The 20,128-nt window shown below is 63.0% G+C and carries 20 protein-coding genes; 12 read left to right on the forward strand and 8 right to left on the reverse strand.

All coding sequences use genetic code 11. From position 1 onward, the window contains the following. Window positions 1-214: 214 nt before the first annotated feature. The gene (ccmA, locus tag ACWTU9_RS27640; protein WP_455861083.1) at window positions 215-817 is read right to left on the reverse strand and encodes a heme ABC exporter ATP-binding protein CcmA; all 603 of its coding nucleotides are present in this window, start codon (window positions 815-817) and stop codon (window positions 215-217) included. 285 nt (window positions 818-1,102) lie between these two features. Here ccmA and acnA point away from each other — a divergent pair, with 285 nt between their 5' ends. From acnA to ACWTU9_RS27655, 3 genes are all read left to right on the forward strand, one after another. Then, entirely contained in the window at window positions 1,103-3,793 is a 2,691-nt protein-coding gene (acnA, locus tag ACWTU9_RS27645) for an aconitate hydratase AcnA (protein WP_455861084.1), read from the forward strand. Window positions 3,794-4,204: 411 nt separating this feature from the next. Further along, window positions 4,205-4,999, forward strand: coding sequence for a DUF1223 domain-containing protein (locus tag ACWTU9_RS27650; RefSeq protein ID WP_455861085.1), 795 nt, complete (start codon window positions 4,205-4,207; stop codon window positions 4,997-4,999). Window positions 5,000-5,618: 619 nt separating this feature from the next. Next, window positions 5,619-6,005, forward strand: a complete 387-nt coding sequence (locus tag ACWTU9_RS27655) for a DUF2794 domain-containing protein (protein ID WP_454575597.1) — start codon at window positions 5,619-5,621, stop codon at window positions 6,003-6,005. Here ACWTU9_RS27655 and ACWTU9_RS27660 read toward each other — a convergent pair. The 4 genes from ACWTU9_RS27660 to ACWTU9_RS27675 form a co-directional block, all read right to left on the reverse strand. Continuing rightward, entirely contained in the window at window positions 6,002-6,577 is a 576-nt protein-coding gene (locus ACWTU9_RS27660) for an N-acetyltransferase family protein (protein WP_455861086.1), read from the reverse strand. The genes ACWTU9_RS27655 and ACWTU9_RS27660 overlap by 4 nt on opposite strands. A gap of 119 nt (window positions 6,578-6,696) precedes the next feature. Continuing rightward, complete coding sequence (locus tag ACWTU9_RS27665; protein WP_455861087.1) at window positions 6,697-7,437, reverse strand: Bax inhibitor-1/YccA family protein; 741 nt, start codon at window positions 7,435-7,437, stop codon at window positions 6,697-6,699. Window positions 7,438-7,677: 240 nt separating this feature from the next. Then, window positions 7,678-10,227: an ABC transporter permease gene (locus ACWTU9_RS27670; protein WP_455861088.1), complete on the reverse strand. Its 2,550-nt coding sequence runs from the start codon at window positions 10,225-10,227 to the stop codon at window positions 7,678-7,680. Then, window positions 10,227-10,928: an ABC transporter ATP-binding protein gene (locus ACWTU9_RS27675; protein ID WP_455861089.1), complete on the reverse strand. Its 702-nt coding sequence runs from the start codon at window positions 10,926-10,928 to the stop codon at window positions 10,227-10,229. The genes ACWTU9_RS27670 and ACWTU9_RS27675 overlap by 1 nt, the downstream gene beginning before the upstream one ends. 85 nt (window positions 10,929-11,013) lie before the next feature. Here ACWTU9_RS27675 and ACWTU9_RS27680 point away from each other — a divergent pair, with 85 nt between their 5' ends. Beyond that, complete coding sequence (locus ACWTU9_RS27680; protein ID WP_455861090.1) at window positions 11,014-11,658, forward strand: arylesterase; 645 nt, start codon at window positions 11,014-11,016, stop codon at window positions 11,656-11,658. Window positions 11,659-11,794: 136 nt separating this feature from the next. Beyond that, window positions 11,795-12,391: an RNA 2',3'-cyclic phosphodiesterase gene (gene thpR / locus ACWTU9_RS27685; RefSeq protein ID WP_112560072.1), complete on the forward strand. Its 597-nt coding sequence runs from the start codon at window positions 11,795-11,797 to the stop codon at window positions 12,389-12,391. On the opposite strand, the gene ACWTU9_RS27690 is transcribed toward thpR, so the two are convergent. Further along, on the reverse strand, window positions 12,295-12,807 hold the full coding sequence (locus ACWTU9_RS27690; protein WP_455861091.1) for a low molecular weight protein-tyrosine-phosphatase: 513 nt from the start codon (window positions 12,805-12,807) through the stop codon (window positions 12,295-12,297). The genes thpR and ACWTU9_RS27690 overlap by 97 nt on opposite strands. Window positions 12,808-12,911: 104 nt before the next feature. Here ACWTU9_RS27690 and ACWTU9_RS27695 point away from each other — a divergent pair, with 104 nt between their 5' ends. The 5 genes from ACWTU9_RS27695 to ACWTU9_RS27715 all read left to right on the forward strand — a co-directional run bounded on the left by ACWTU9_RS27695 (window position 12,912) and on the right by ACWTU9_RS27715 (window position 16,345). Further along, window positions 12,912-13,208 carry a 4a-hydroxytetrahydrobiopterin dehydratase gene (locus tag ACWTU9_RS27695; RefSeq protein WP_455861092.1) on the forward strand — a complete coding sequence of 99 codons (297 nt, stop codon included), beginning with the start codon at window positions 12,912-12,914 and terminating at the stop codon, window positions 13,206-13,208. Between the two features lie 131 nt (window positions 13,209-13,339). Next, window positions 13,340-13,702 carry a YkvA family protein gene (locus ACWTU9_RS27700; RefSeq protein WP_455861093.1) on the forward strand — a complete coding sequence of 121 codons (363 nt, stop codon included), beginning with the start codon at window positions 13,340-13,342 and terminating at the stop codon, window positions 13,700-13,702. Window positions 13,703-14,016: 314 nt separating this feature from the next. Next, a complete protein-coding gene (locus tag ACWTU9_RS27705; RefSeq protein ID WP_454575606.1) occupies window positions 14,017-14,520 on the forward strand; it encodes an invasion associated locus B family protein in 504 nt (167 codons plus the stop codon). A gap of 119 nt (window positions 14,521-14,639) precedes the next feature. Further along, on the forward strand, window positions 14,640-15,875 hold the full coding sequence (rlmN, locus tag ACWTU9_RS27710; RefSeq protein ID WP_455861094.1) for a 23S rRNA (adenine(2503)-C(2))-methyltransferase RlmN: 1,236 nt from the start codon (window positions 14,640-14,642) through the stop codon (window positions 15,873-15,875). Further along, window positions 15,872-16,345: a hypothetical protein gene (locus ACWTU9_RS27715; protein WP_455861095.1), complete on the forward strand. Its 474-nt coding sequence runs from the start codon at window positions 15,872-15,874 to the stop codon at window positions 16,343-16,345. Before rlmN ends, ACWTU9_RS27715 begins: the two co-directional genes overlap by 4 nt. Here the strand turns inward: ACWTU9_RS27715 and ACWTU9_RS27720 are convergent. Then, window positions 16,317-16,958: a LysE family translocator gene (locus ACWTU9_RS27720; protein WP_455861096.1), complete on the reverse strand. Its 642-nt coding sequence runs from the start codon at window positions 16,956-16,958 to the stop codon at window positions 16,317-16,319. The two genes, ACWTU9_RS27715 and ACWTU9_RS27720, sit on opposite strands and share 29 nt — an antisense overlap. 170 nt (window positions 16,959-17,128) lie before the next feature. On the opposite strand from ACWTU9_RS27720, the gene ACWTU9_RS27725 reads away from it, so the two are divergent. Continuing rightward, the gene (locus ACWTU9_RS27725) at window positions 17,129-18,352 is read left to right on the forward strand and encodes an argininosuccinate synthase (protein WP_455861097.1); all 1,224 of its coding nucleotides are present in this window, start codon (window positions 17,129-17,131) and stop codon (window positions 18,350-18,352) included. A gap of 151 nt (window positions 18,353-18,503) precedes the next feature. Beyond that, window positions 18,504-19,082, forward strand: coding sequence for a hypothetical protein (locus ACWTU9_RS27730; protein WP_455861098.1), 579 nt, complete (start codon window positions 18,504-18,506; stop codon window positions 19,080-19,082). A 164-nt stretch (window positions 19,083-19,246) separates the two neighbouring features. Here the strand turns inward: ACWTU9_RS27730 and ACWTU9_RS27735 are convergent, their stop codons facing one another. After that, a complete protein-coding gene (locus tag ACWTU9_RS27735) occupies window positions 19,247-20,044 on the reverse strand; it encodes a lytic murein transglycosylase (RefSeq protein WP_455861099.1) in 798 nt (265 codons plus the stop codon). Window positions 20,045-20,128: the final 84 nt, after the last annotated feature.

Below are 20,128 nucleotides of genomic sequence, written 5' to 3' on the forward strand. Positions count from 1 at the left end.
GCGGCTGGATCGCCATCTCTTCGATCGTAGCGTTCCTTCACACCCCCCTCTGTCCTGCCGGACATCTCCCCCGCAAGGGGGGAGATTGGCAGCGTCCTTGAAGGCACCTTTCCTTCATCGTTGGTGATTGGCAAAAGCCGACGCGGCATCCGATCTCCTCCCTTGCGGGGGAGATGGCCGGCAGGCCAGAGGGGGGTGTGACGGAGCGCCAACATCACCCCCCCATCCTCAGTTCACCGGTTCCTTCAATCCCCAGTGGCAGATGCGTCGCCGCAACGACAATGCCACCGTCGGCGCAGTGCCTCGTCATCAACCTCGCGAACCGTTCCTCCGAAGCCTTGTCCAGCCCAGCCGTTGGCTCATCCAGCAGCCACAGCGGCTTATGACTGACCAGCAATTTCGCAATCGCCGACCGCCGCCTTTGCCCGGTCGACAGATAGCCGAACGGCAGATGACCGATACCGCCCAGACCAACCGTTTCCAGCGCCTCTTCGACACCCAACTGGCCATCGCCGTTGAAATCGCGCCAGAAACGCAAATTCTCCGCCACGCTCAGCGCCGTCTTCATTGCATTGAGATGGCCGAGATAGTGGCAGGCCGAGGCGATCGTCGCAAACGCCTCGCCGCCGCCTTCGATGCGCACATCGCCTTGCGCTTTCGGCAGCAGCCCGGCGATGACCCTGAGCAGCGTCGATTTGCCTGATCCGTTGGGTCCGGTGACGATCAGCGCCTGGCCCTTCTCGAGCGCAAAACCGATGCCGGAAAAGACCGTCTCGCCGCCGCGTTCGCCGCCCAGATTTTCGGCAATCAGCCGCATGCCTGCCCGTCCCGAAAACTTTACCGCGCGACAGCTGCCGCATCGCACAAAATTGCCTGTCGCCTGTCTAGAACTATTCCAGAAAATTCTCTATATGCGGGTCATCCGTGCCAGCGGTCGGCACGGGAACAGAATTTGCGCCGAACCAGCGCACGCGCCGCCTTGAACGGCTCGGGTTGCTTGGGAGCGGACAGCGGAAATGGCCGTACCCGCACCTTTGCGCGTGATTGCATGCCCATCGGCGTCCGTTCCCTTTCAGGCTGAACAGACAAGGACGGACCGCACGTGTCAAAATCCCTCGACAGTTTCAATTGCCGCCGCACCCTCACCGTTGGTGGCGCGGACTATGTCTATTACAATCTGGTCGAGGCCGAGAAAAACGGCCTCACTGGCATTGCCCAGCTGCCCTATTCGATGAAGGTGCTGCTGGAAAACCTTTTGCGCAACGAAGACGGTCGCTCCGTCACCAAGGAATCGATCCAGGCGGTTGCTGGCTGGCTGACCGACAAGGGCACGGCCGGCGTCGAGATCGCCTATCGCCCGGCCCGCGTCCTGATGCAGGACTTCACCGGCGTTCCGGCGGTGGTCGATCTGGCGGCGATGCGCGACGGCCTCAAGGCGCTCGGCGGCGATCCGCAGAAGATCAACCCGCTGGTGCCGGTCGACCTCGTCATCGATCACTCGGTCATCGTCGACGAATTCGGCACGCCGATGGCCTTCGCCAGGAATGTCGAACTCGAATATGAGCGCAACGAAGAGCGCTACAAATTCCTGAAATGGGGCCAGCAGGCGTTCCGCAATTTCCGCGTCGTGCCGCCCGGCACCGGCATCTGCCACCAGGTCAATCTCGAATATCTCGGCCAGGTCGTGTGGACCAACACCGAGGACGGCGAAACCACCGCCTATCCCGACACCTGCGTCGGCACCGATTCGCACACCACCATGATCAATGGGCTTGGCGTGCTCGGCTGGGGCGTCGGCGGCATCGAGGCCGAGGCGGCGATGCTTGGCCAGCCGGTCTCCATGCTGTTGCCGGAAGTGATCGGCTTCCGCCTCACCGGCAAGTTGAAAGAAGGTGTCACCGCCACCGACCTCGTGCTCACCGTCACCCAGATGCTGCGCAAGAAGGGCGTCGTCGGCAAATTCGTTGAGTTCTTCGGCCCCGGCCTGTCCAACATGACGCTGGCCGACCGCGCCACCATCGGCAACATGGCGCCCGAATATGGCGCCACCTGCGGTTTCTTCCCGGTCGACGGCGAAACCATCCGCTATCTCACAATGTCCGGCCGCGAGGAAAGCCGCATCGCTCTGGTCGAGGCCTATTCCAAGGCGCAAGGCATGTGGCGCGACGCCGGCTCGGCCGACCCGGTCTTCACCGATTTGCTCGAGCTTGAACTCAGCGAAGTCGTGCCGTCGATGGCCGGCCCCAAGCGTCCCGAAGGCCGCGTTGCATTGGAAGGCATTCCGGCCGGTTTCGCCAAGGCGATGGAAACCGAATACAAGAAGGCCGCCGAAATCTCCAAGCGCTATGCCGTCGAAGGCACCGACCATGACCTCGGCCATGGCGACGTCGTCATCGCCGCCATCACCTCCTGCACCAACACCTCGAACCCCAGCGTGCTGATCGGCGCGGGCCTTTTGGCGCGCAACGCCAACCGCGTCGGCCTCAAGCAGAGGCCCTGGGTGAAGACCTCGCTGGCGCCGGGCAGCCAGGTGGTCGCCGAATATCTCGAAAAGTCCGGTCTGCAGAAAGAGCTCGACCAGATCGGCTTCAACCTGGTCGGCTTCGGCTGCACCACCTGCATCGGCAATTCCGGCCCGCTGCCGGCGCCGATCTCCAAGACCATCAACGATAAAGGTTTGATTGCTGCCGCGGTCTTGTCCGGCAATCGCAATTTCGAAGGCCGCGTCTCGCCTGACGTGCAGGCCAACTATCTGGCTTCGCCGCCGCTGGTCGTCGCACATGCGCTGGCCGGCACGGTCACCAAGGACCTCACCACAGAACCGCTCGGCGAAGGCCGCGACGGAAAGCCGGTCTACTTGAAGGATATCTGGCCGAGCTCGGCCGAGATCCAGGAGTTCATCGAGAAGAACGTCACCCGCGAGCTTTTCGCCCGCAAATATGCCGACGTCTTCAAGGGCGACGAGTACTGGCAGAACGTCAAGGCGCCGGAAGGCCAGACCTATGCCTGGGACGACAATTCGACCTATGTGCAGAACCCGCCCTATTTCGCCGGCATGACGGCCGGTTTCGGCAAGATCGGCGACATCAAGGGCGCGCGAGTGCTTGGCCTCTTCGGCGACAAGATCACCACCGACCACATTTCGCCGGCGGGTTCGATCAAGGCGGCGTCGCCGGCCGGCAAGTACCTCACAGACCATGGCGTCGGCGTCGCCGACTTCAACCAGTACGGTACGCGGCGCGGCAATCATGAGGTGATGATGCGCGGCACCTTCGCCAACATCCGCATCCGCAACCACATGCTGGGCGAGAACGGCCGCGAGGGCGGCTACACCATCCACTACCCGTCGAAAGAAGAGGAATCGATCTACGACGCGGCGATGGAGTACAAGAAGGAAGGTGTACCGCTGGTTATCTTCGCGGGTGTCGAATACGGCAACGGCTCCTCGCGCGACTGGGCGGCCAAGGGCACCAACCTGCTCGGTGTCCGCGCGGTCATAGCTCAGTCCTTCGAGCGCATCCATCGCTCGAACCTGGTCGGCATGGGCGTCATCCCCTTCGTCTTCGAGGAAGGTACCTCATGGGCTTCCCTCAACCTCAAGGGTGACGAAATGGTCGAGATCGACGGCCTGAGCACGATCAAGCCGCGCCAGACCATGATCGCCAAGGTCACCTATGGCGACGGCACGGTGAAGAACGTGCCGATCATCTGCCGCATCGATACGCTGGACGAACTCGACTACTTCAAGAACGGCGGCATCCTGCAATACGTGCTGCGCGATCTGGCTGCGTAGCAGGAAGGGAATACGGGCAGCAGGGCAGTAGGAGTAAGGCAAGGAGGCCGCCCTACTGCCCTACTGCCCTACTGCCCTACTGCCCTACTGCCCTACTGCCCTACTGCCCTACTGCCCTACTGCCCTACTGCCCTACTGCCCAGTCTTTCCAAAGCATTGGCCGGTCCGGCGGAAGTTCCGCCCTGCCCGCCCGCAGTAAAAACCGGCTGGGCTCAGCAAGATCTGCCGCGATCTCCTGCCGCCATGCTCCCGATCGAACCGGGCGGTGAAGTGCTCCGCCCGCAGCGGCCATACCCACGGTTGCGGCAGCAAAAATTTCACCGCAACGTGACTTCCCGTTGACTGTCGCTTCTGCCACAAATCTGGGCAACCAGAACAAGGCCGGCGTCACCGGCGGGAATCGGAACGACCATGACACCTCGACAACCCCTACGGCTTGCGGCTTTCGCGCTGGCCTTCTCGGCGCTTGCCGGGAGCGGCTTTGCCGAGGAGACCGGCGCCACCCAGGCAGACAAGCCGCAGACCGACAAGCCCCAGATTGATAGGCCTTTGGGCGTCGTCGAGCTATTCACCAGCCAGGGCTGCAATTCCTGTCCGCCGGCCGACGCTTTCTTTGCCGAGCTGGCCGCCAAGGACAACGTCGTCGCGCTCGCCTATCACGTCAATTACTGGGACTATCTCGGCTGGCAGGACACGCTGAGCAGTAAGGACAACACCGACCGGCAATATGACTACATGCGCGCCTTCGGCACCCGCTCCGTCTACACGCCACAGGCCGTTATCAATGGCCGCAGCCATGTCAACGGCGCCAGCCGCAAGGAAGTCGACGGCGCGCTTGCCCGCATGGAGAAGTCCGGCGACGGCATGCGGGTCTCGATCAAGGTCAGCCGCACCAGCGACCGCGTCATGATCGATGCCGGCGACGCCGGCAGCGGCCCGACCGACGCCCATGTCGTCATCGTCTATTTCGAACCGCCGCAGACGGTCGCCATCGCCAAGGGCGAGAACACCGGCCGCTCGATGACCTACTGGAACGCCGTCTCCAGCATCCAGACGGCCGGCATGTGGCACGGCAAGGCGCAGCGCTACGAGTTGCCGATGACCGAGATCGCCAAGAAAGGCGGCTGCGCCGTGCTGCTGCAATCGGTCGGCAAGGACGGCCTGCCCGGCCCGATTTTGGGCGCCGCGTTTATTCATAAGCCGTGAGAGCACCGCTAGCCTTCGTCATCCTAGGGCGGAGCAAGGAGCGAAGCGACGCTGCGCAGACCCTAGGATCCATGCGGTGACCCACGTGCTATCCGAGGGTGCAAATCCCAGTACCGGAGCGCTAGCGTCGCCGATCTCTCTTCTGGATCGTATCATTCTACGGCAAGTTTCACGGCATGGATCCTAGGGTCTGCGCGCCGCTTTGCGGCACTCCGCCCTAGGATGACGAAGCCACGCAACAAAAAACCGACGTCAGCTTGCTTCTGACGTCGGTCATTTAGGTTTTGGGATCGTCGCACCCGGTCTTTCCCTGGGGAAGGTCCGAGGTTGGTTCGATCCGACGCAGACCCGTGGGCGGGGGGCTTGGGGTTTACGAGCCGGTGCCGGACCGAACCGTCTCAGGCAACGCCGGTAAATTCGTCGGACATTGGGGCATGAGCGCGGATAAAATAAGGCAGGAATGTGGCGAAGCATCACCAATTCAAACACGGCGTCTTACAAAAGTGACTGGACGTTGCGAAAACAGCGCAGCCCCGGGATGGTTAGCCGGGTCTTGCAATTCCACCGCGAACACGCCAACTTCTGCAAGCGAGATTCATTTTTTTTAAGGGATCGCGGTATGACCGATCGCAGCGGTGGGACGGAGGATGGGGACGCATCCGCAATACTGATCCCGCTGCAGGAGGCGCGACGTGAACGCCTCGACCAGCCGGTTCGTTTCGACCGGCGTGAACTCGATGAGATCCTGAGACTCTACGGGCGTATGGTTGCGGCCAATGAATGGCGCGACTACGCCATCGATCATCTGTCTGATCGCGCAGTCTTTTCGGTCTTCCGCCGGGCCAGCGAAGTGCCGCTGTTCCAGATCGTCAAGGATCCGAAACTGGCCCGCCGGCAGGGCGCCTTCGCCGTCATCGCCGCTGGCGGCCGCATCCTCAAGCGCGGCCAGGAACTCGGCCGCGTGCTTGGCGTGTTCGACAGCAAGCTGAAGCTGGTCCCAGGCTAACTAATTATTTTGTTGCGAAATTTCTGCTCCGGCAACGAATCCGGATCGGGCGGGACTGTTGCGCCGCCATTCAGCGACAGCTGCATGAACACCGTGTCCAGCCAGCGTCCGTGCTTGTAGCCGGAGCCCTCCAGCCGGCCGGAATGACGAAAGCCGAGCTTTTCATGCAACCGCACCGAGGCGCTGTCGGCATGGCCGTCGCCGATCACAGCTATGATCTGGCGAAAACCCGCGACCCGGCAGGCCTCGATCAACGCCTGCATCAGCATGAGCCCGACGCCCTGCCCCTTGGCGTCAGGCGCGACATAGACCGAATCCTCGACGATGAATCGGTAGGCCGGGCGCGGCCGGAACGCGCCGGCATAGGCGTAGCCAAGCACCACGCCATCCTTTTCCGCCACCAGATAGGGAAAGCCGCCACCCGTCAGGCTGTCGAAGCGCGCGCCCATCTCGGCGCGGCTGGGCGGCTCCAGCTCGTAGCTCGCCGTGCCATGCGTCACCGCATCGGCGTAGATCTCGGTGTTTCGGTCGAGGTCGACCTCCAAGGCCGCTCGTATGGTAACAATGCTCATGATTTGTGCAAACGATTCATCCGCCTGCCATCACAGCAAAGGCCGGCATAAAAGAAAAGGGCGGCCCGTTGGGCCGCCCTTCGCATAACAGATAGTCCAGTTGCCTGGATGGAGACCGCTTAGCGACGATCGCCCATGAACTGAAGCAGGAACATGAACAGGTTGATGAAGTCGAGGTAGAGCCTCAACGCGCCCATGATCGCCTTGCGGCCGGCAACGTCGGACTGGTCGCCTTCATAGTACATTTCCTTGATGGTCTGCGTGTCATAGGCGGTGAGGCCGGCGAAGATCAGTACGCCGATCGCCGAGATAGCGAAGGCGAGCGCCGACGACGCCAGGAAGATGTTGATCACCATGGCGATCACCAGGCCGACGACGCCCATCACCAGGAACGAGCCGAACGCCGAAAGGTCGCGTTTGGTCGTGTAGCCATAAAGCGACAGCGCGCCGAAGGCAGCCGCCGTGGCGAAGAAAGTCTGGGTGATCGAGGCGCCGGTGTAGACCAGGAAAATGGTCGACAGCGACAGGCCGACAAGGCCCGAATAGACCCAGAAGGTCGTCTGCGCCGCAGCCACGCTCATCGACTGGATCCTGAAAGACAAGAAGAAGACGGCGGCGAGCGGGGCCAGGATGACCACCCAGCGGAAGGCGCTGGCATAGATCAGCGTGCCGAAAGCGGTCAGTTGTCCGTCACCGGTGACGGCGAGCTGGAAAGCGCCCCAGGCGGCGATGCCGGTGATGAGGAGGCCAAGCCCCATCAGATTGTAGACCTTCAGCATGTAGCTGCGCAGGCCCTGGTCAATGTCGGCGCGCGCGCCTGGCACGGCCGAAGTTTGGTAATTGCGAATGGGCTCAGCCATTGGAATCCTCTGTTGCTTCTGCCCCGTACGGTGTCAGGTCCTTAGGACCTGGGCGCCGCTGGCGGGGCTCCAGCATGCCTGTGGCGAAATATGATGGTTCTTGACGTCAAGAACAAGACCGTAACGGGGTGCAACGCTTGGTGAATCGCCGGAAGCCGGTTTTCTTGGGCTTCCAACCCCGCACATTACCAAGATTTAACCGGACCGGCGGGATTCGGCCGGGATTTCCCACCTCAAAACTCAGAGGTCGCGCAGCACGGGCGCCGCCTTGTGACCGAGCACCCGCCAGGTGCCGGCAAGGCCGATGCCGACGGTGATCACCAGCGCAAACACCAAGGTCGCCACCGCCACCTCCGGCATGAAATGCGATGGCAGCGTCATGATTCGGGCGACGATGTACCAGGCCGCGATGCCGCCGGCGGCAAGCGCGAACACTGCGGTGGCCAGCCCGATCAGCATGTACTCCAGCGAAAATGCCGTGATCAGCGTCCGCCGCGTTGCGCCCAGCGTCTTGAGGACCACCGCATCGTGGATGCGGGCGCGGTTCCCGGCGGCAAGCGCGCCCGCCAGCACCAGGACCGAGGCGATCAGCGCCACACCGGCCGCGGCCCGGATCGCCGTGCCGAGCTGGCCGACCAGCCGGTTGACGATATCGAGCGCGTCCTTGACCCGGACCGTCGTCACCGCCGGGAAGGCACGGGTGACGGCGTTGAGCAGGCGGGCATCATCTGCTGTCGTGGCATCCTTGTTGGTCAGCGTCGCCAGCCAGCCATGCGGAGCGCCTGCAAATGTGTTGGGCGAGAACACCATGACGAAATTGATGCCCATGGTCTCCCATTGCACCTCCCGGAAATTGGCGATTCTTGCCGTCACATTGCGTCCGAGCACATTGACGGTGACGGTGTCGCCGAGTTTCAGCCCGAGCGCCTTGCCTTCATCGTTGGAAAACGACACCAGCGGCTCGCCGGTATAGTTGTCCGGCCACCAACTGCCCTCGGTCAGCGTCGCGTTGGACGGCTGTTTGGCGTCATAGGTCAGGCCGCGGTCGCCGCGCAGCACCCAGGCGCCTTCCGGCGGCACATTGGCCTTGTCGACATCGACGCCGTTCAGCGCCATCACCCGGCCGCGCAGCATCGGCACCTTGACCAGCGTTCCCTTCGGCGCCTCCTTGCCGATCAGTGTCGAGAAGGCGTCGACATCGCCGTTCTGGATATCGACGAAGAAGAAGTTCGGCGCCCGTTCCGACAGGCTACCGGAGATCTGCTGCCTGAGATTCCCGTCGATGAGCGCCAGCGTCACCAAAAGCGTCAGCCCGAGCCCCAGCGACAGCACGACGGAAGGCGTCAGCGCGCCAGGCCGGTGGATGTTGCCGATGGCGAGCCTGAGCGCAACCGAGCGCACGCGCGGGCTTTTGCGCGCCACCCATTGCACCAGCGCGCCGACGAGCCGCAGCACCAGAAAGGCAAAGATCGAGGCGCCAACGAAGATCGAGGCGATGCGCTGGTCGCCGGAAAACAGGATAGCGAGTGCGGCCAGGGCAAGCGCAATGCCGACCGCCGCCGCCAGATAGGGCAGGCGCGGAAAGCCGCGGCCTTCAAACCCCATTTCGCGAAACAAGGCGGTTGCCGGCACGTCGCGGGCGCGGCCGAGCGGCAGCAGCGCGAAAGCCAGCGTCACCAGCAGCCCGAACAGCGCCGCCATAGCCAGCGCGCCGGGATAGAAACCACCTTCCGCCGGCACCGGAATGACCGATTGCAGTGCCGCACTTGCCACGAACGGCATGGCGGCGCCGAGGATGAGGCCGAGCACGATGCCGAGGCCTGCGATGATCAGGATCTGCACGAGATAGACGGTGAAGACGAAGCCGCCCGAGGCGCCGAGGCTCTTGAAGGTAGCGATGACGCCGCGCTTGCCGTCGAGGTAGGCGCGCACGGCGTTGGCGACGCCGACGCCGCCGACCACCAGCGCCGTCAGCCCGACCAGCGTCAGGAATTGCGAGAAGCGCTCGATATTGGAGGACAGCGCCGGTGCGGCGTTGGAGCGGGTACGGATCGACCAGCCGGATTCGGGGAAATCGCTCGCCGCCTGATCCTGGATGCTTTTGAGATCGGCCTCGCTGACGCCGGCCGGCAGCCGCACCTTGTAGGCATTCTCGACCAGGCTGCCCGGCCGGATCAGCCCGGACGCGGCAAGGCCTTGCGTCGAGACCATCAGCCGCGGAGCGAAGCCGAAACCGTCCGACACCGCGTCCGGTTCGCTGACCAGCCTGGCGCGCAGTTCGAATGTCGCACTGCCGACCTTCAGCCGATCGCCGAGCTTCACATTGAGCCGGGCGAACAACAGGTCGGGTGCCACTGCGCCAAAGACGCCGGATTTTTCGCGGAACAAATCCGGTCTCGAAAGTGCCGGCTCGGTCTCCAGCCTGCCATAGAGCGGATAGGCGTCGTCGACCGCCTTGGCCTCGACCAGCGCCTGGTCGGAGCCGTCCTCGAGCCGCGCCATCGAGCGCATATTGGCGCTGTGCGATACCGTGCCGAGACGATCGAGGAAGGCGCTTTCGGCCGGCGTCGCGTCGCGCTGGTTGATCTGGAAACGCAGATCGCCACCGAGCAGTGTCTGACCTTGGTCGGCGACCCCGGCGGTGATCGCCTGCGCCACCGAATTGACGCCACCGATCGCCGCGACGCCGAGCGCAATGCAAGCAAGAAAAATCAGAAATCCGGACAGCCCGCCACGCATCTCGCGCAGTGAAAAGCGGAACGCCAGCTTCAGCGTCTGCGACAGCGGCATCAGGCCGGCACCTTGCGCGGCGCGACCGGCGCATCCTCGATGCGGCCCGAGCGCATCGACACCTGGCGCGAGCAGCGCGCCGCAAGGGCCGGATCATGCGTGACCAGCACCAGCGTCATGCCGCGCTCGGCCGCCTTGGCGAACAGAAGGTCGGCGACCTGCCGCCCAGTCGCCTGGTCGAGATTGCCGGTCGGCTCATCGGCAATGAGAATGCGCGGCGCCGGCGCCAGCGCGCGAGCGATCGCCACGCGCTGCTGTTCACCGCCGGAGAGTTCGCCGGGATAATGGGTGACGCGGTCGCTCAAGCCGACGGCCGCCAGCTCGCGCGCCGCGACGCCGAACGGATCGGCACGGCCGGCCAGTTCCAGCGGCACCGCGACATTTTCGAGCGCCGTCATGTTGGGAATGAGGTGGAAGGACTGGAAAACGATGCCGATGTTTCGGCCCCGAAACGATGCGATTTGGTCCTCGCTTTTGCCATTAAGCAATTCGCCGGCGATGCGCACCGTGCCCGAATCGACCCGCTCCAGCCCGGCCAGCACCATCAGCAAGGTCGACTTGCCGGACCCTGAGGGACCGACAATGCCGGTCGCTTCGCCGCGCGTCACGTCGAGACTGACGCCCTTCAGCACATGAACGGATGACGCCCCTTGGCCAAGGGTCAGGGATATGTCTTTCAGCTCGATGACGGCTTCTGTCACAATTAAAGCGTCCTATATGGGGATGAAGGCTCTGCCTGCCGGAAGCCGTTGCCGGAAGAATTCTTCGTCATATGGGGCCTGCCGCATGTCTTTCAAACACTCGATTGTCGCAGGGCTCATCCTTTTCCTTACCCTTTGCGGCGCCATTTCGTCGGCGCGCGCCGAGACGTTCACCATCGTCGGCTTCGGCGACAGCCTGATGGCGGGTTTCGGTCTCGGGCCCGGCGAAGGCTTTACCGACAAATTGCAGGCTGCCCTTCGCGCCAAGGGCCGTGACGTGAGCGTCGCCAATGCCGGCGTCTCCGGCGACACGACGAGCGGCGGCCTGGCTCGGCTCGACTGGTCGGTGCCGGACGGCACAAAGCTGGTCATTCTCGAACTTGGCGCCAACGACATGCTGCGCGGCGTCTCGCCCAATATCGCGGAAAAGAACCTGGACGAGATGCTGGCGAAGCTCAAGGCTCGCAAGATCGCCGTGCTTTTGGCCGGCATGCGCGCCGCGCCCAATCTCGGCGCCGACTACCAGACCGCCTTCGATGCGATCTATCCGAAGCTGGCCGCGAAATACGATGTGCCGCTTTATCCGTTCTTTCTCGACGGCGTCGCCGGCGAGAGCGGGTTCCAGCTCGAGGACGGCCTGCACCCCAACGCCAAGGGCGTCGACCGCATGGTCGAGCGCATCCTGCCCACGGTGGAGAAGGCGATTGCAGCCGTCGAGGGCGGAGCCTGAAGCGGGGTCTTCACTCCTGGCGTAGCCTTCCGCAAGGGAAACACTAGGGAAAGCCTGCGACCAACAAACCACTTGCCCCGCTTCAATATCGATGATTCGGTAGGGCATAGTTCGATTCGAGGAAGGGAGGCTCACCATGCCGCGTCTTTTCACCGCCCTCGAAATACCGCGTGACGCCGCTCTTTCTCTGTCCCTGCTCAGGGGCGGGCTGCCGGGGGCGCGCTGGATCGACGTTGAAAACTACCACATGACGCTACGCTTCATCGGTGATGTCGAAGGCCATGTCGCTGACGAGATCGCCAACGCGCTCGACCGGGTTCACCGCCCCTCCTTCTCGCTGACATTGTCTGGGGTCGGCGCTTTCGGCCAGAAAAAGCCGCATGCCGTCTGGGCCGGCGTTTTCGCCTCACCGGATCTCTCCGCCCTGCAAGGCGAAATCGACCGCATCTGCCAGCGGCTAGGCCTACCGGCAGACCCACGCAAGTTCACGCCACATGTGACGCTGGCGCGTCTGCGCAATTCGAGCCCGCTCGACGTAGCGCAGTACTTGTCGGCGCGCGGCAATTTCTCGACGCTGCCGTTCCGCGTCGGCCGCTTCGTGCTGATGTCGTCGCGCGATTCGGTCGGCGGCGGACCCTACATCGTCGAGGAAGCCTGGCCGCTCTCCGGCGCCGATGCGCGCTCTTCGAGCAGCTTTGCCAGCGCTTCCGACGCTTCGCGGATCATGCGGTAGACCGAAGCGAAGGCGTCCGCCCCGTCGTAATAGGGATCCGGCACGTCGCGGGCCTGTCCCTGCGCGAACGCCGCCAGCAGATGGATGCGCTCGCTTGCGTGAGCCGGCGCCAGCGCCTTCAGGTCGCGGACATTCTGCCGGTCCATGCCGAGGATCAGGTCGAAGCGGGCAAAATCCTCTGGCCTGACTTTGCGTGCCCGCTGCCCGGAAATGTCTATGCCGTGGCGGGCCGCAATTGCGATCGAGCGCGGGTCGGGCGCCTCGCCGAGGTTCCAGCCGCCGGTCGCGGCCGAGTCCAGCAGCATGTCGCGGCCGCGCTCGGCGAGCACGGCGCGAAACACGCCTTCCGCGAGTGGCGAGCGGCAGATATTGCCGAGGCAAACGAAGAGTATGGAGTTTATCGGCTTTATGCTCATCGGTATGCGCCATTTGTGCATTTGGAAGCCCAAAAGCGCAAAGCACGCTTGGACGACTTGCATTATGGTCAGGGTCAAAATCCGGGATAGCACGGGACACCATCATGACGAGAGAGAAACTCAGCAAGGACGCCATTGCAGCTTCACTGGCCGAACTGGGCGGCTGGTCGCTGGCCGCGGACGGCGCTTCCATCAACCGCAGCTTCGTCTTCAAGAATTTTTCCGAAGCCTTCGCCTTCATGACCCGCGTCGCTCTGGCCGCCGAGAAGATGGACCATCATCCCGACTGGTCGAACGTCTACAAGACGGTCGACGTGACGCTGAACACGCACGATGCCGGCGGCGTCACCGCGCTGGACATTGCGCTGGCCAAGAAGATGAACGGGTACTTCGGCGGCTGACCGTCCGGCGTGCAACGCGCCTGTGCCGGCAAATCGGCGTCATCCTCTTGTAGCGGACCGGCACTTTCACCACATTTTCCGCTGGCAGCGGCGCGCAACACGGTGCGTGACGGCCCGCAGAGGAGACATTGATGGCGCAGCAACCGGGTTTTGATTTCTTCGGCTTCGGCGGCAAGCTGGGCGATGAGAGCGAAGTGCGCGCCAAATTCTGGCGCACGGCCAAGAAGGCAGCCCGGCAGATTCCGTTCATGGAAGAGGTAGTCGCCGCCTATTACTGCGCCCTCGACAAGAAGACGCCTTTGCGCGCCAAGGGCATATTGCTGGCAGCGCTCGGCTATTTCGTGCTGCCGGTCGACGTCATCCCCGATTTCGTCTTCGGCCTCGGCTTCACTGACGACATCGCCGTGCTGACGGCCGCGATCACCGCCGTCAGCGCCCATATCACCCCTGCGCACCGCAAGGCTGCCAGGGAAGCGATTGCCGACAAGGGCTGAATCGGCGTTGCGTTGGCAACTGGTTCACAAGAAATCCGGCGCTCAAACAGGACAATAGCGACTCGGCTTCGGCTTCCGCTGCGGCCGTTGAAAAAGTCAAACTCTTGCCGCTTTCGTGGCCTCCAAGTCGCCGAAGGGACATTGCGAAAGCCGTTTTTCAAGAAGCGGCGCGGAAATGGCGGCGGTTTCCTCGGTTGGACGTCCTTTTCCGGAAGGAAATTCACCGTTTGGTAACCCAGATTAAATCAAAATGAAGCGACGGGCAGGACGCCAAGCCGGCCTGCCCCCGCACCATTTGGAATACGGGAAAAACGATGCGCGGATTGATTGCACTAGTCTCGAGCCTGGTCCTGGTGGCCTTTGCAGCGCCGGCGCTGGCGCAGCAGGCGACCAAGATCGGCCAGCACAACGCCTGGGGCACCTACAGCTATCAGGCGCAGGGCGGCAAGGTGTGCTACGTCTTGACCGTGCCGACCGACAAGCAGCCGCCGACGCTCGACCATGGCGACATGTTCTTCTTCGTCAGCCAGCGGCCGGGCCAGCAAGTGTCCTACGAACCGCAATTCATCGCCGGCTACACCTTCCAGGAAGGCTCGAAGGCCACCGTCACCATCGACAAGAAGTCGTTCTCGATGTTCACCCGCGGCAAGTCGGCCTGGGTGGAAAACGCCGCCGAAGAGCCGGTGCTGATCGCCGCCATGAAGACCGGCACCGACATGAAGGTGTCGGCAAAGTCGGGCCGTGGCAACACGACGACCTATGTGTTTTCGCTGAAAGGCATTTCGGCCGCGCTGTCGTCAATCGCCAAGTGTAATTAGACGGGGCAGCGGCGCGCACAACGCTCCGCATGACTCTCGCCGCAACCTGTGCTATGCGCCGCGCTTCTTTTCGGCACGATGGATGAAATCGGCCGCAATTCGCTTATATTGGCGCTGATATGACCCTTTCCTTCGATCTCACCACTGAGGGCGCACGCGATGCGTTGCGCGCCCGCGCTGCATCGGCTGAAAAGCCGTCGCTGATCGGCCTAACCCGCGCAGAGCTCGCAGAAGCCCTTGTCGGTGCCGGTATCGTGCCCGAGCGCCAGGCGAAAATGCGCGCCCAGCAGCTGTGGCACTGGATGTATGTGCGCGGCGTCTCCGACTTTGCCGGCATGTTCAACATCTCCAAGGATCTGCGCGCCGAACTCGACAAGCATTTCACCGTCGCCCGGCCCGAGATCGTCGAGGAACAGATTTCCTCCGACGGCACGCGCAAGTGGCTGTTCCGCTTTCCACCGCGCGGCGCCGGCCGTCCCGTCGAGATCGAGACCGTCTACATCCCCGAGGAGGGCCGCGGCACGCTGTGCATCTCCTCGCAGGTTGGCTGCACGCTGACTTGCTCCTTCTGCCACACCGGCACGCAGAAACTGGTGCGCAACCTGACGGCGGAAGAAATCCTCGCCCAGCTGCTCACCGCCCGCGACCGGCTCGGCGACTTCCCCGACCGCGACACGCCCGACGGCGCCATCGTGCCGGCGGAGGGCAGGAAAGTGTCCAACATCGTCATGATGGGCATGGGCGAGCCGCTCTACAATTTCGAGGCGGTCAAGAAAGCGCTGCTGATCGCCTCCGACGGCGACGGGCTTTCCTTGTCGAAGCGCCGCATCACGCTCTCGACCTCCGGCGTCGTGCCCGAGATCCTGCGCACCGGCGAGGAGATCGGCGTCATGCTGGCGATCTCGCTGCATGCTACCAATGACGATTTGCGCGACCTGCTTGTGCCGATCAACAAGAAGTATCCGCTGAAGGACTTGATCGCAGCCTGCCGCGCCTATCCGGGCCTGTCCAACGCCAAGCGCATCACCTTCGAATATGTGATGCTGAAGGACGTCAACGATTCCATCGAGGACGCCAAGGGGCTGATCAAGCTGCTCAAGGGCATTCCGGCCAAGATCAATCTGATTCCGTTCAACCCGTGGCCGGGCACCAACTACCAGTGCTCGGACTGGGAGACGATCGAGAAGTTTGCCGACTACATCAACAATGCCGGCTACGCCTCGCCGATCCGCACCCCGCGCGGCCGCGACATCCTGGCCGCCTGCGGCCAGCTCAAGTCAGACTCCGAACGCATGCGCAAGGTCGACCGGCTGGCGCTGGAAACCATGATGATCGCGGGGCATGGCGAGGCGTGAGCCGCCTCATCGCCTATCTCGTCCGCTTCGCCGTCATTCTGTTCGGCTATATCGTCGCCTCGCTGGCGGCGAGCGCCTTTCTCAACGTCCTGTTCCTGGCCTCTCTCGGCTCCGCGCCGGAACATGCCCACCCGACGGCAACCGCATCGCTGTATTTCTCGATCCCCTTCGTGGCGCTGTTCATCGCTTACTTCGCCTTCATGCCGGCGGCCATCGTCATCCTGATCTCGGAGATTTTCAGACGGCGCGACTGGCTGTTCTATGCGCTGGCCGGCGGCATCGTGGCCGCTGCCTTTCTCGGCTTCGTCCACCAGAATGCCGATATCAACTTCGACGTCACCGAGCCGCGCGGCATCGCCGCGGTGATCGGTTGCGGCATGGTCGGCGGCATCTTCTACTGGCTAAGCGCCGGCCGCTGGGCCGGAAGCTGGTGGCACGCCGCTACTTCGCCTGAGCGGTCAGAATCTTGAGCGCGAAGGCCGAAAACACCCCGGCAAAGAGATAGTCGACCACCCGCGTCACCCGCGGGCTGGCCTTCATCGCCGCCGAGAACTTTTCCGCGGCAAACACCATCGGCGCCGTCACCGGGATCGACAGCAAGATGAACATGACGCCAAGGAAGAACAATTGTCCCGGCGCGTTCGGATCATGCGCCGAAACGAACTGCGGCAGAAACGTCATGAAAAACAGGATGATTTTCGGGTTAAGCAGATTGACGCCGAGCCCGGCGGCCCAGCTGCGGAACAGCGAAATCTGCGGCCCGCTCTTCCTCTCGGGCGAAAATGCCGAGCCCTTGGTGAGCGCCTGCCAGGCCAGGAAGACGAGATAGGCCGCGCCAAAAATCTTCAGCACGAGGAAGGCCATCGGCGAGGCGACGATCAGGGCCGAGACGCCGACAGCCACCAAAGTTGTGTGGATCAGCGTACCACACAGCGCTCCGGCCAGCGAGGCAAAGCCGGCGGAGCGCCCCTGGCTCAGCGTGCGCGAGACGAAAAGGGTCATGTCCGGGCCGGGCGTGATCGCCAGAATCATGGTGGCGATGGCGAACTGGATCAGCGTCGTGGTGTCGGGAATGAAGGACATGGTCGCCCCTGCGCGAAAGGATACGCAGCCCTATAGCGCAGGCGCCGGGTCGCTTCCAGCCGCTGACGGGTTGCATCATCTAGTCCAGCGATCAGCGTTCGTCCCTTGCGCTGGCCGGAAAGCCCGTGATACCTCGCCCGCGAAGAACCCTTGTCGCGGAACCGCCAACCATGTCGAAGACCAAAGACGTCAAGAAGGTCGTGCTCGCCTATTCCGGCGGCCTCGACACCTCCATCATCCTGAAATGGCTGCAGACCGAACTCGGCGCCGAAGTCGTCACCTTCACCGCCGACCTCGGCCAGGGCGGCGAACTGGAGCCGGCGCGCAAGAAGGCCGAGATGATGGGCATCAAGGATATCCGCGTCGTCGATGTCCGCGAGGAATTCGTCTCCGACTTCGTCTTCCCGATGTTTCGCGCCAACGCCGTCTATGAAGGCACCTACCTGCTCGGCACCTCGATCGCCCGGCCGCTGATCTCCAAGCATCTGGTCGAGATCGCCAAGGAAACCGGGGCCGACGCGATTGCGCATGGCGCCACCGGCAAGGGCAATGATCAGGTCCGTTTCGAGCTTTCGGCCTATGCGCTTAACCCCGACATCAAGGTCATCGCGCCCTGGCGCGACTGGTCATTCAAGTCGCGCACCGACCTGATCAACTTCGCCGAGCAGCACCAGATCCCGGTGGCGAAGGACAAGCGCGGCGAGGCGCCGTTCTCGGTCGATGCCAACCTCCTGCACTCGTCTTCCGAGGGCAAGGTGCTGGAAGACCCGTGGAGCGAGCCACCGGAATTCGTCCACCAGCGCACCGTCTCGCCGATGGACGCGCCGGACAAGGTCACCGAGATCGAGATCGAGTTCCTGAAGGGCGATCCGGTCGCGCTGAACGGCAAGAAGCTGTCGCCGGCCGCGATGCTGACGGCGCTCAACGATCTCGGCCGCGACAATGGCATCGGCCGGCTCGACCTGGTCGAGAACCGCTTCGTCGGCATGAAGTCGCGCGGCGTCTACGAAACGCCCGGCGGCACGATCCTGATCGTGGCCCACCGCGCCATCGAATCGATCACGCTCGACAGGGGTGCGGGCCATCTCAAGGACGAATTCATGCCGCGTTACGCCGAGCTGATCTACAACGGCTTCTGGTTCTCGCCCGAGCGGCTGATGCTGCAGGCGATGATCGACAAGAGCCAGGAAGACGTCGAAGGCACCGTGCGGCTGAAGCTCTACAAGGGCAACGTCATGGTCACCGGCCGCAAGTCGAAGAAGACGCTTTATTCCGACGCGCTGGTCACCTTCGAGGACGACCGCGGCGCCTACGACCAGAAGGACGCCGCCGGCTTCATCCGCCTCAATGCACTGCGGCTGAGGACGCTTGCGGCGCGCAACCGCAAGGGTTGAGCCAAAATACTGTTCCCGAAAAGCCCGGCGGAGATGCCGGGTTTTTATTTGATTTCTCTAATATAAAGAAAGTCGAGCAAGCTAAAGCGGCTCGTGTTGACCTTTTAAAAGCTTCATCTAAATTCCCTCGTGGGACGGAGGGATTCTGATAGTGAAAAATGCCATTTTTCTCCTGCTTGCGGCGGCCATCGTCTTTACCGGATGCCAGTCCTCGCAGGCAGCCGGGAAACGCGAGCAGAATCCAGACGGATGCATCTCCGCTGTCCACCTATGGAGCATTACCTTCAAGCACGAGATCGCCACGTTCATGGGCGTCTCGCAGGAGCGCATGCCGGCCCTGTTCTGCCAGCGCCTTGGCGAAGGGATACGCAGCGGGCGGATTACCTACTCCGACCTTAACCGGCTGCAGCTCGACCAATCGACCGAAATCTGGCTGGTCATTAAGGGCAAGTCAAAGGCGCCTCCGCAAGCACCGGCGCCGCGGAACTCCAAATTCCGTACCTGCTCAAATGTTATAACCGGCTCCTTCGAGGTTTCCGCTTCCGAGAAATGCCCCTTGGGCGGCAGCTACTCGCAAGCTGCCGGAGTCCCGACGGTGATCGAGGGTAGGCCAAAGGCGGCTCCTCCAACGCCGCGGAACCCCAAGTTCCGTACCTGCTCGAATCTTTACGGCGGCTCCTTCGAGGTTCCCGCTTCCGAGAAATGCCCCTTGGGCGGCGGCTATAATTGAGAGAGATATTCCTGGGCGCCGGGCCAGTTTCAAAATCGGTTTCCTGGCTTGGCTCGACCGTCGAGTTACATCCCGCAAAGACGCTTGCCGGCTGCTCCTACACGTTGGACATAAAATAGAAGCCCGGCGCATGGCCGGGCCTCTCCATCGAATAGAGATTTCTATCAGTTGCCGTCGATCGCGTCGGCGATCTGGGCGATGGCCTGCTGGTAGACGCTGGCGGAATTCCAGCCGGCAATCGCGCCCATGTTAGCACTCGCGCTCGCACCCGCCCGCCAGCCATGAGCCTTGAGGAAGTTGGCGGTGGACGCCAGCGCGGTCGCCTTGTCGCGCAGATTTGAGTTGCCGACGCCATACTTCAGGACATTGCCCGGCAGAAACTGTGTATGGCCGATCTCGCCATGCGCGGCCCCGACCGACGATGCGCTCAGCGCGCCGCGATCGACCAGCTTAAGCGCCGCAATGGCATGCGGGTAGAAGAAACCCGGACGGCGGCAATCATAGGCAAGCGTCAAAATGGCAGAGACGGTGTTCTGATTGCCCATGGCGGACCCGAAGCCGGTCTCCATGCCCCAGATGGCGAGCAGCACGCCCGGCGACACGCCGTAATTGCTCTCGATCCTGTCGAACATGGCCGCGTTCTGCTTCTTCAGCGAACGGCCCCTGGAAATGATCGACGCCCCGCCACGACGCTTCATGAAAGCGTCCACCGAGCCGCTGAATGCCTTGTGGATGGCGCGGTCGACGGAGATCGTCTTTGTCGCGTAGCTGGCGCCGGCCAGAGCGGCCAGGCCCTTGGGGCCAACACCTTCGGATCTGGCCTCTGCCGCGAACTCCGGCTTCCACGCCTCGAAACCGGCGCCGGTCTTGCCGCAACTGGCCGCCGCCTGCGCGCCCGTCGCCAGCGCAAGCATCGCCCCCACCGTGGCAGCAAAAATCTTTCCCTTGGCAAACAATGCCATGTTTCTCTCCTGATTGCCTGAATCACGTCCCGGTTGTGAACTTGCCAGTGAAACGCGCCATTGTCACCGTACCCAGGCGCTACG

This window comes from Mesorhizobium sp. 128a, assembly GCF_053848025.1.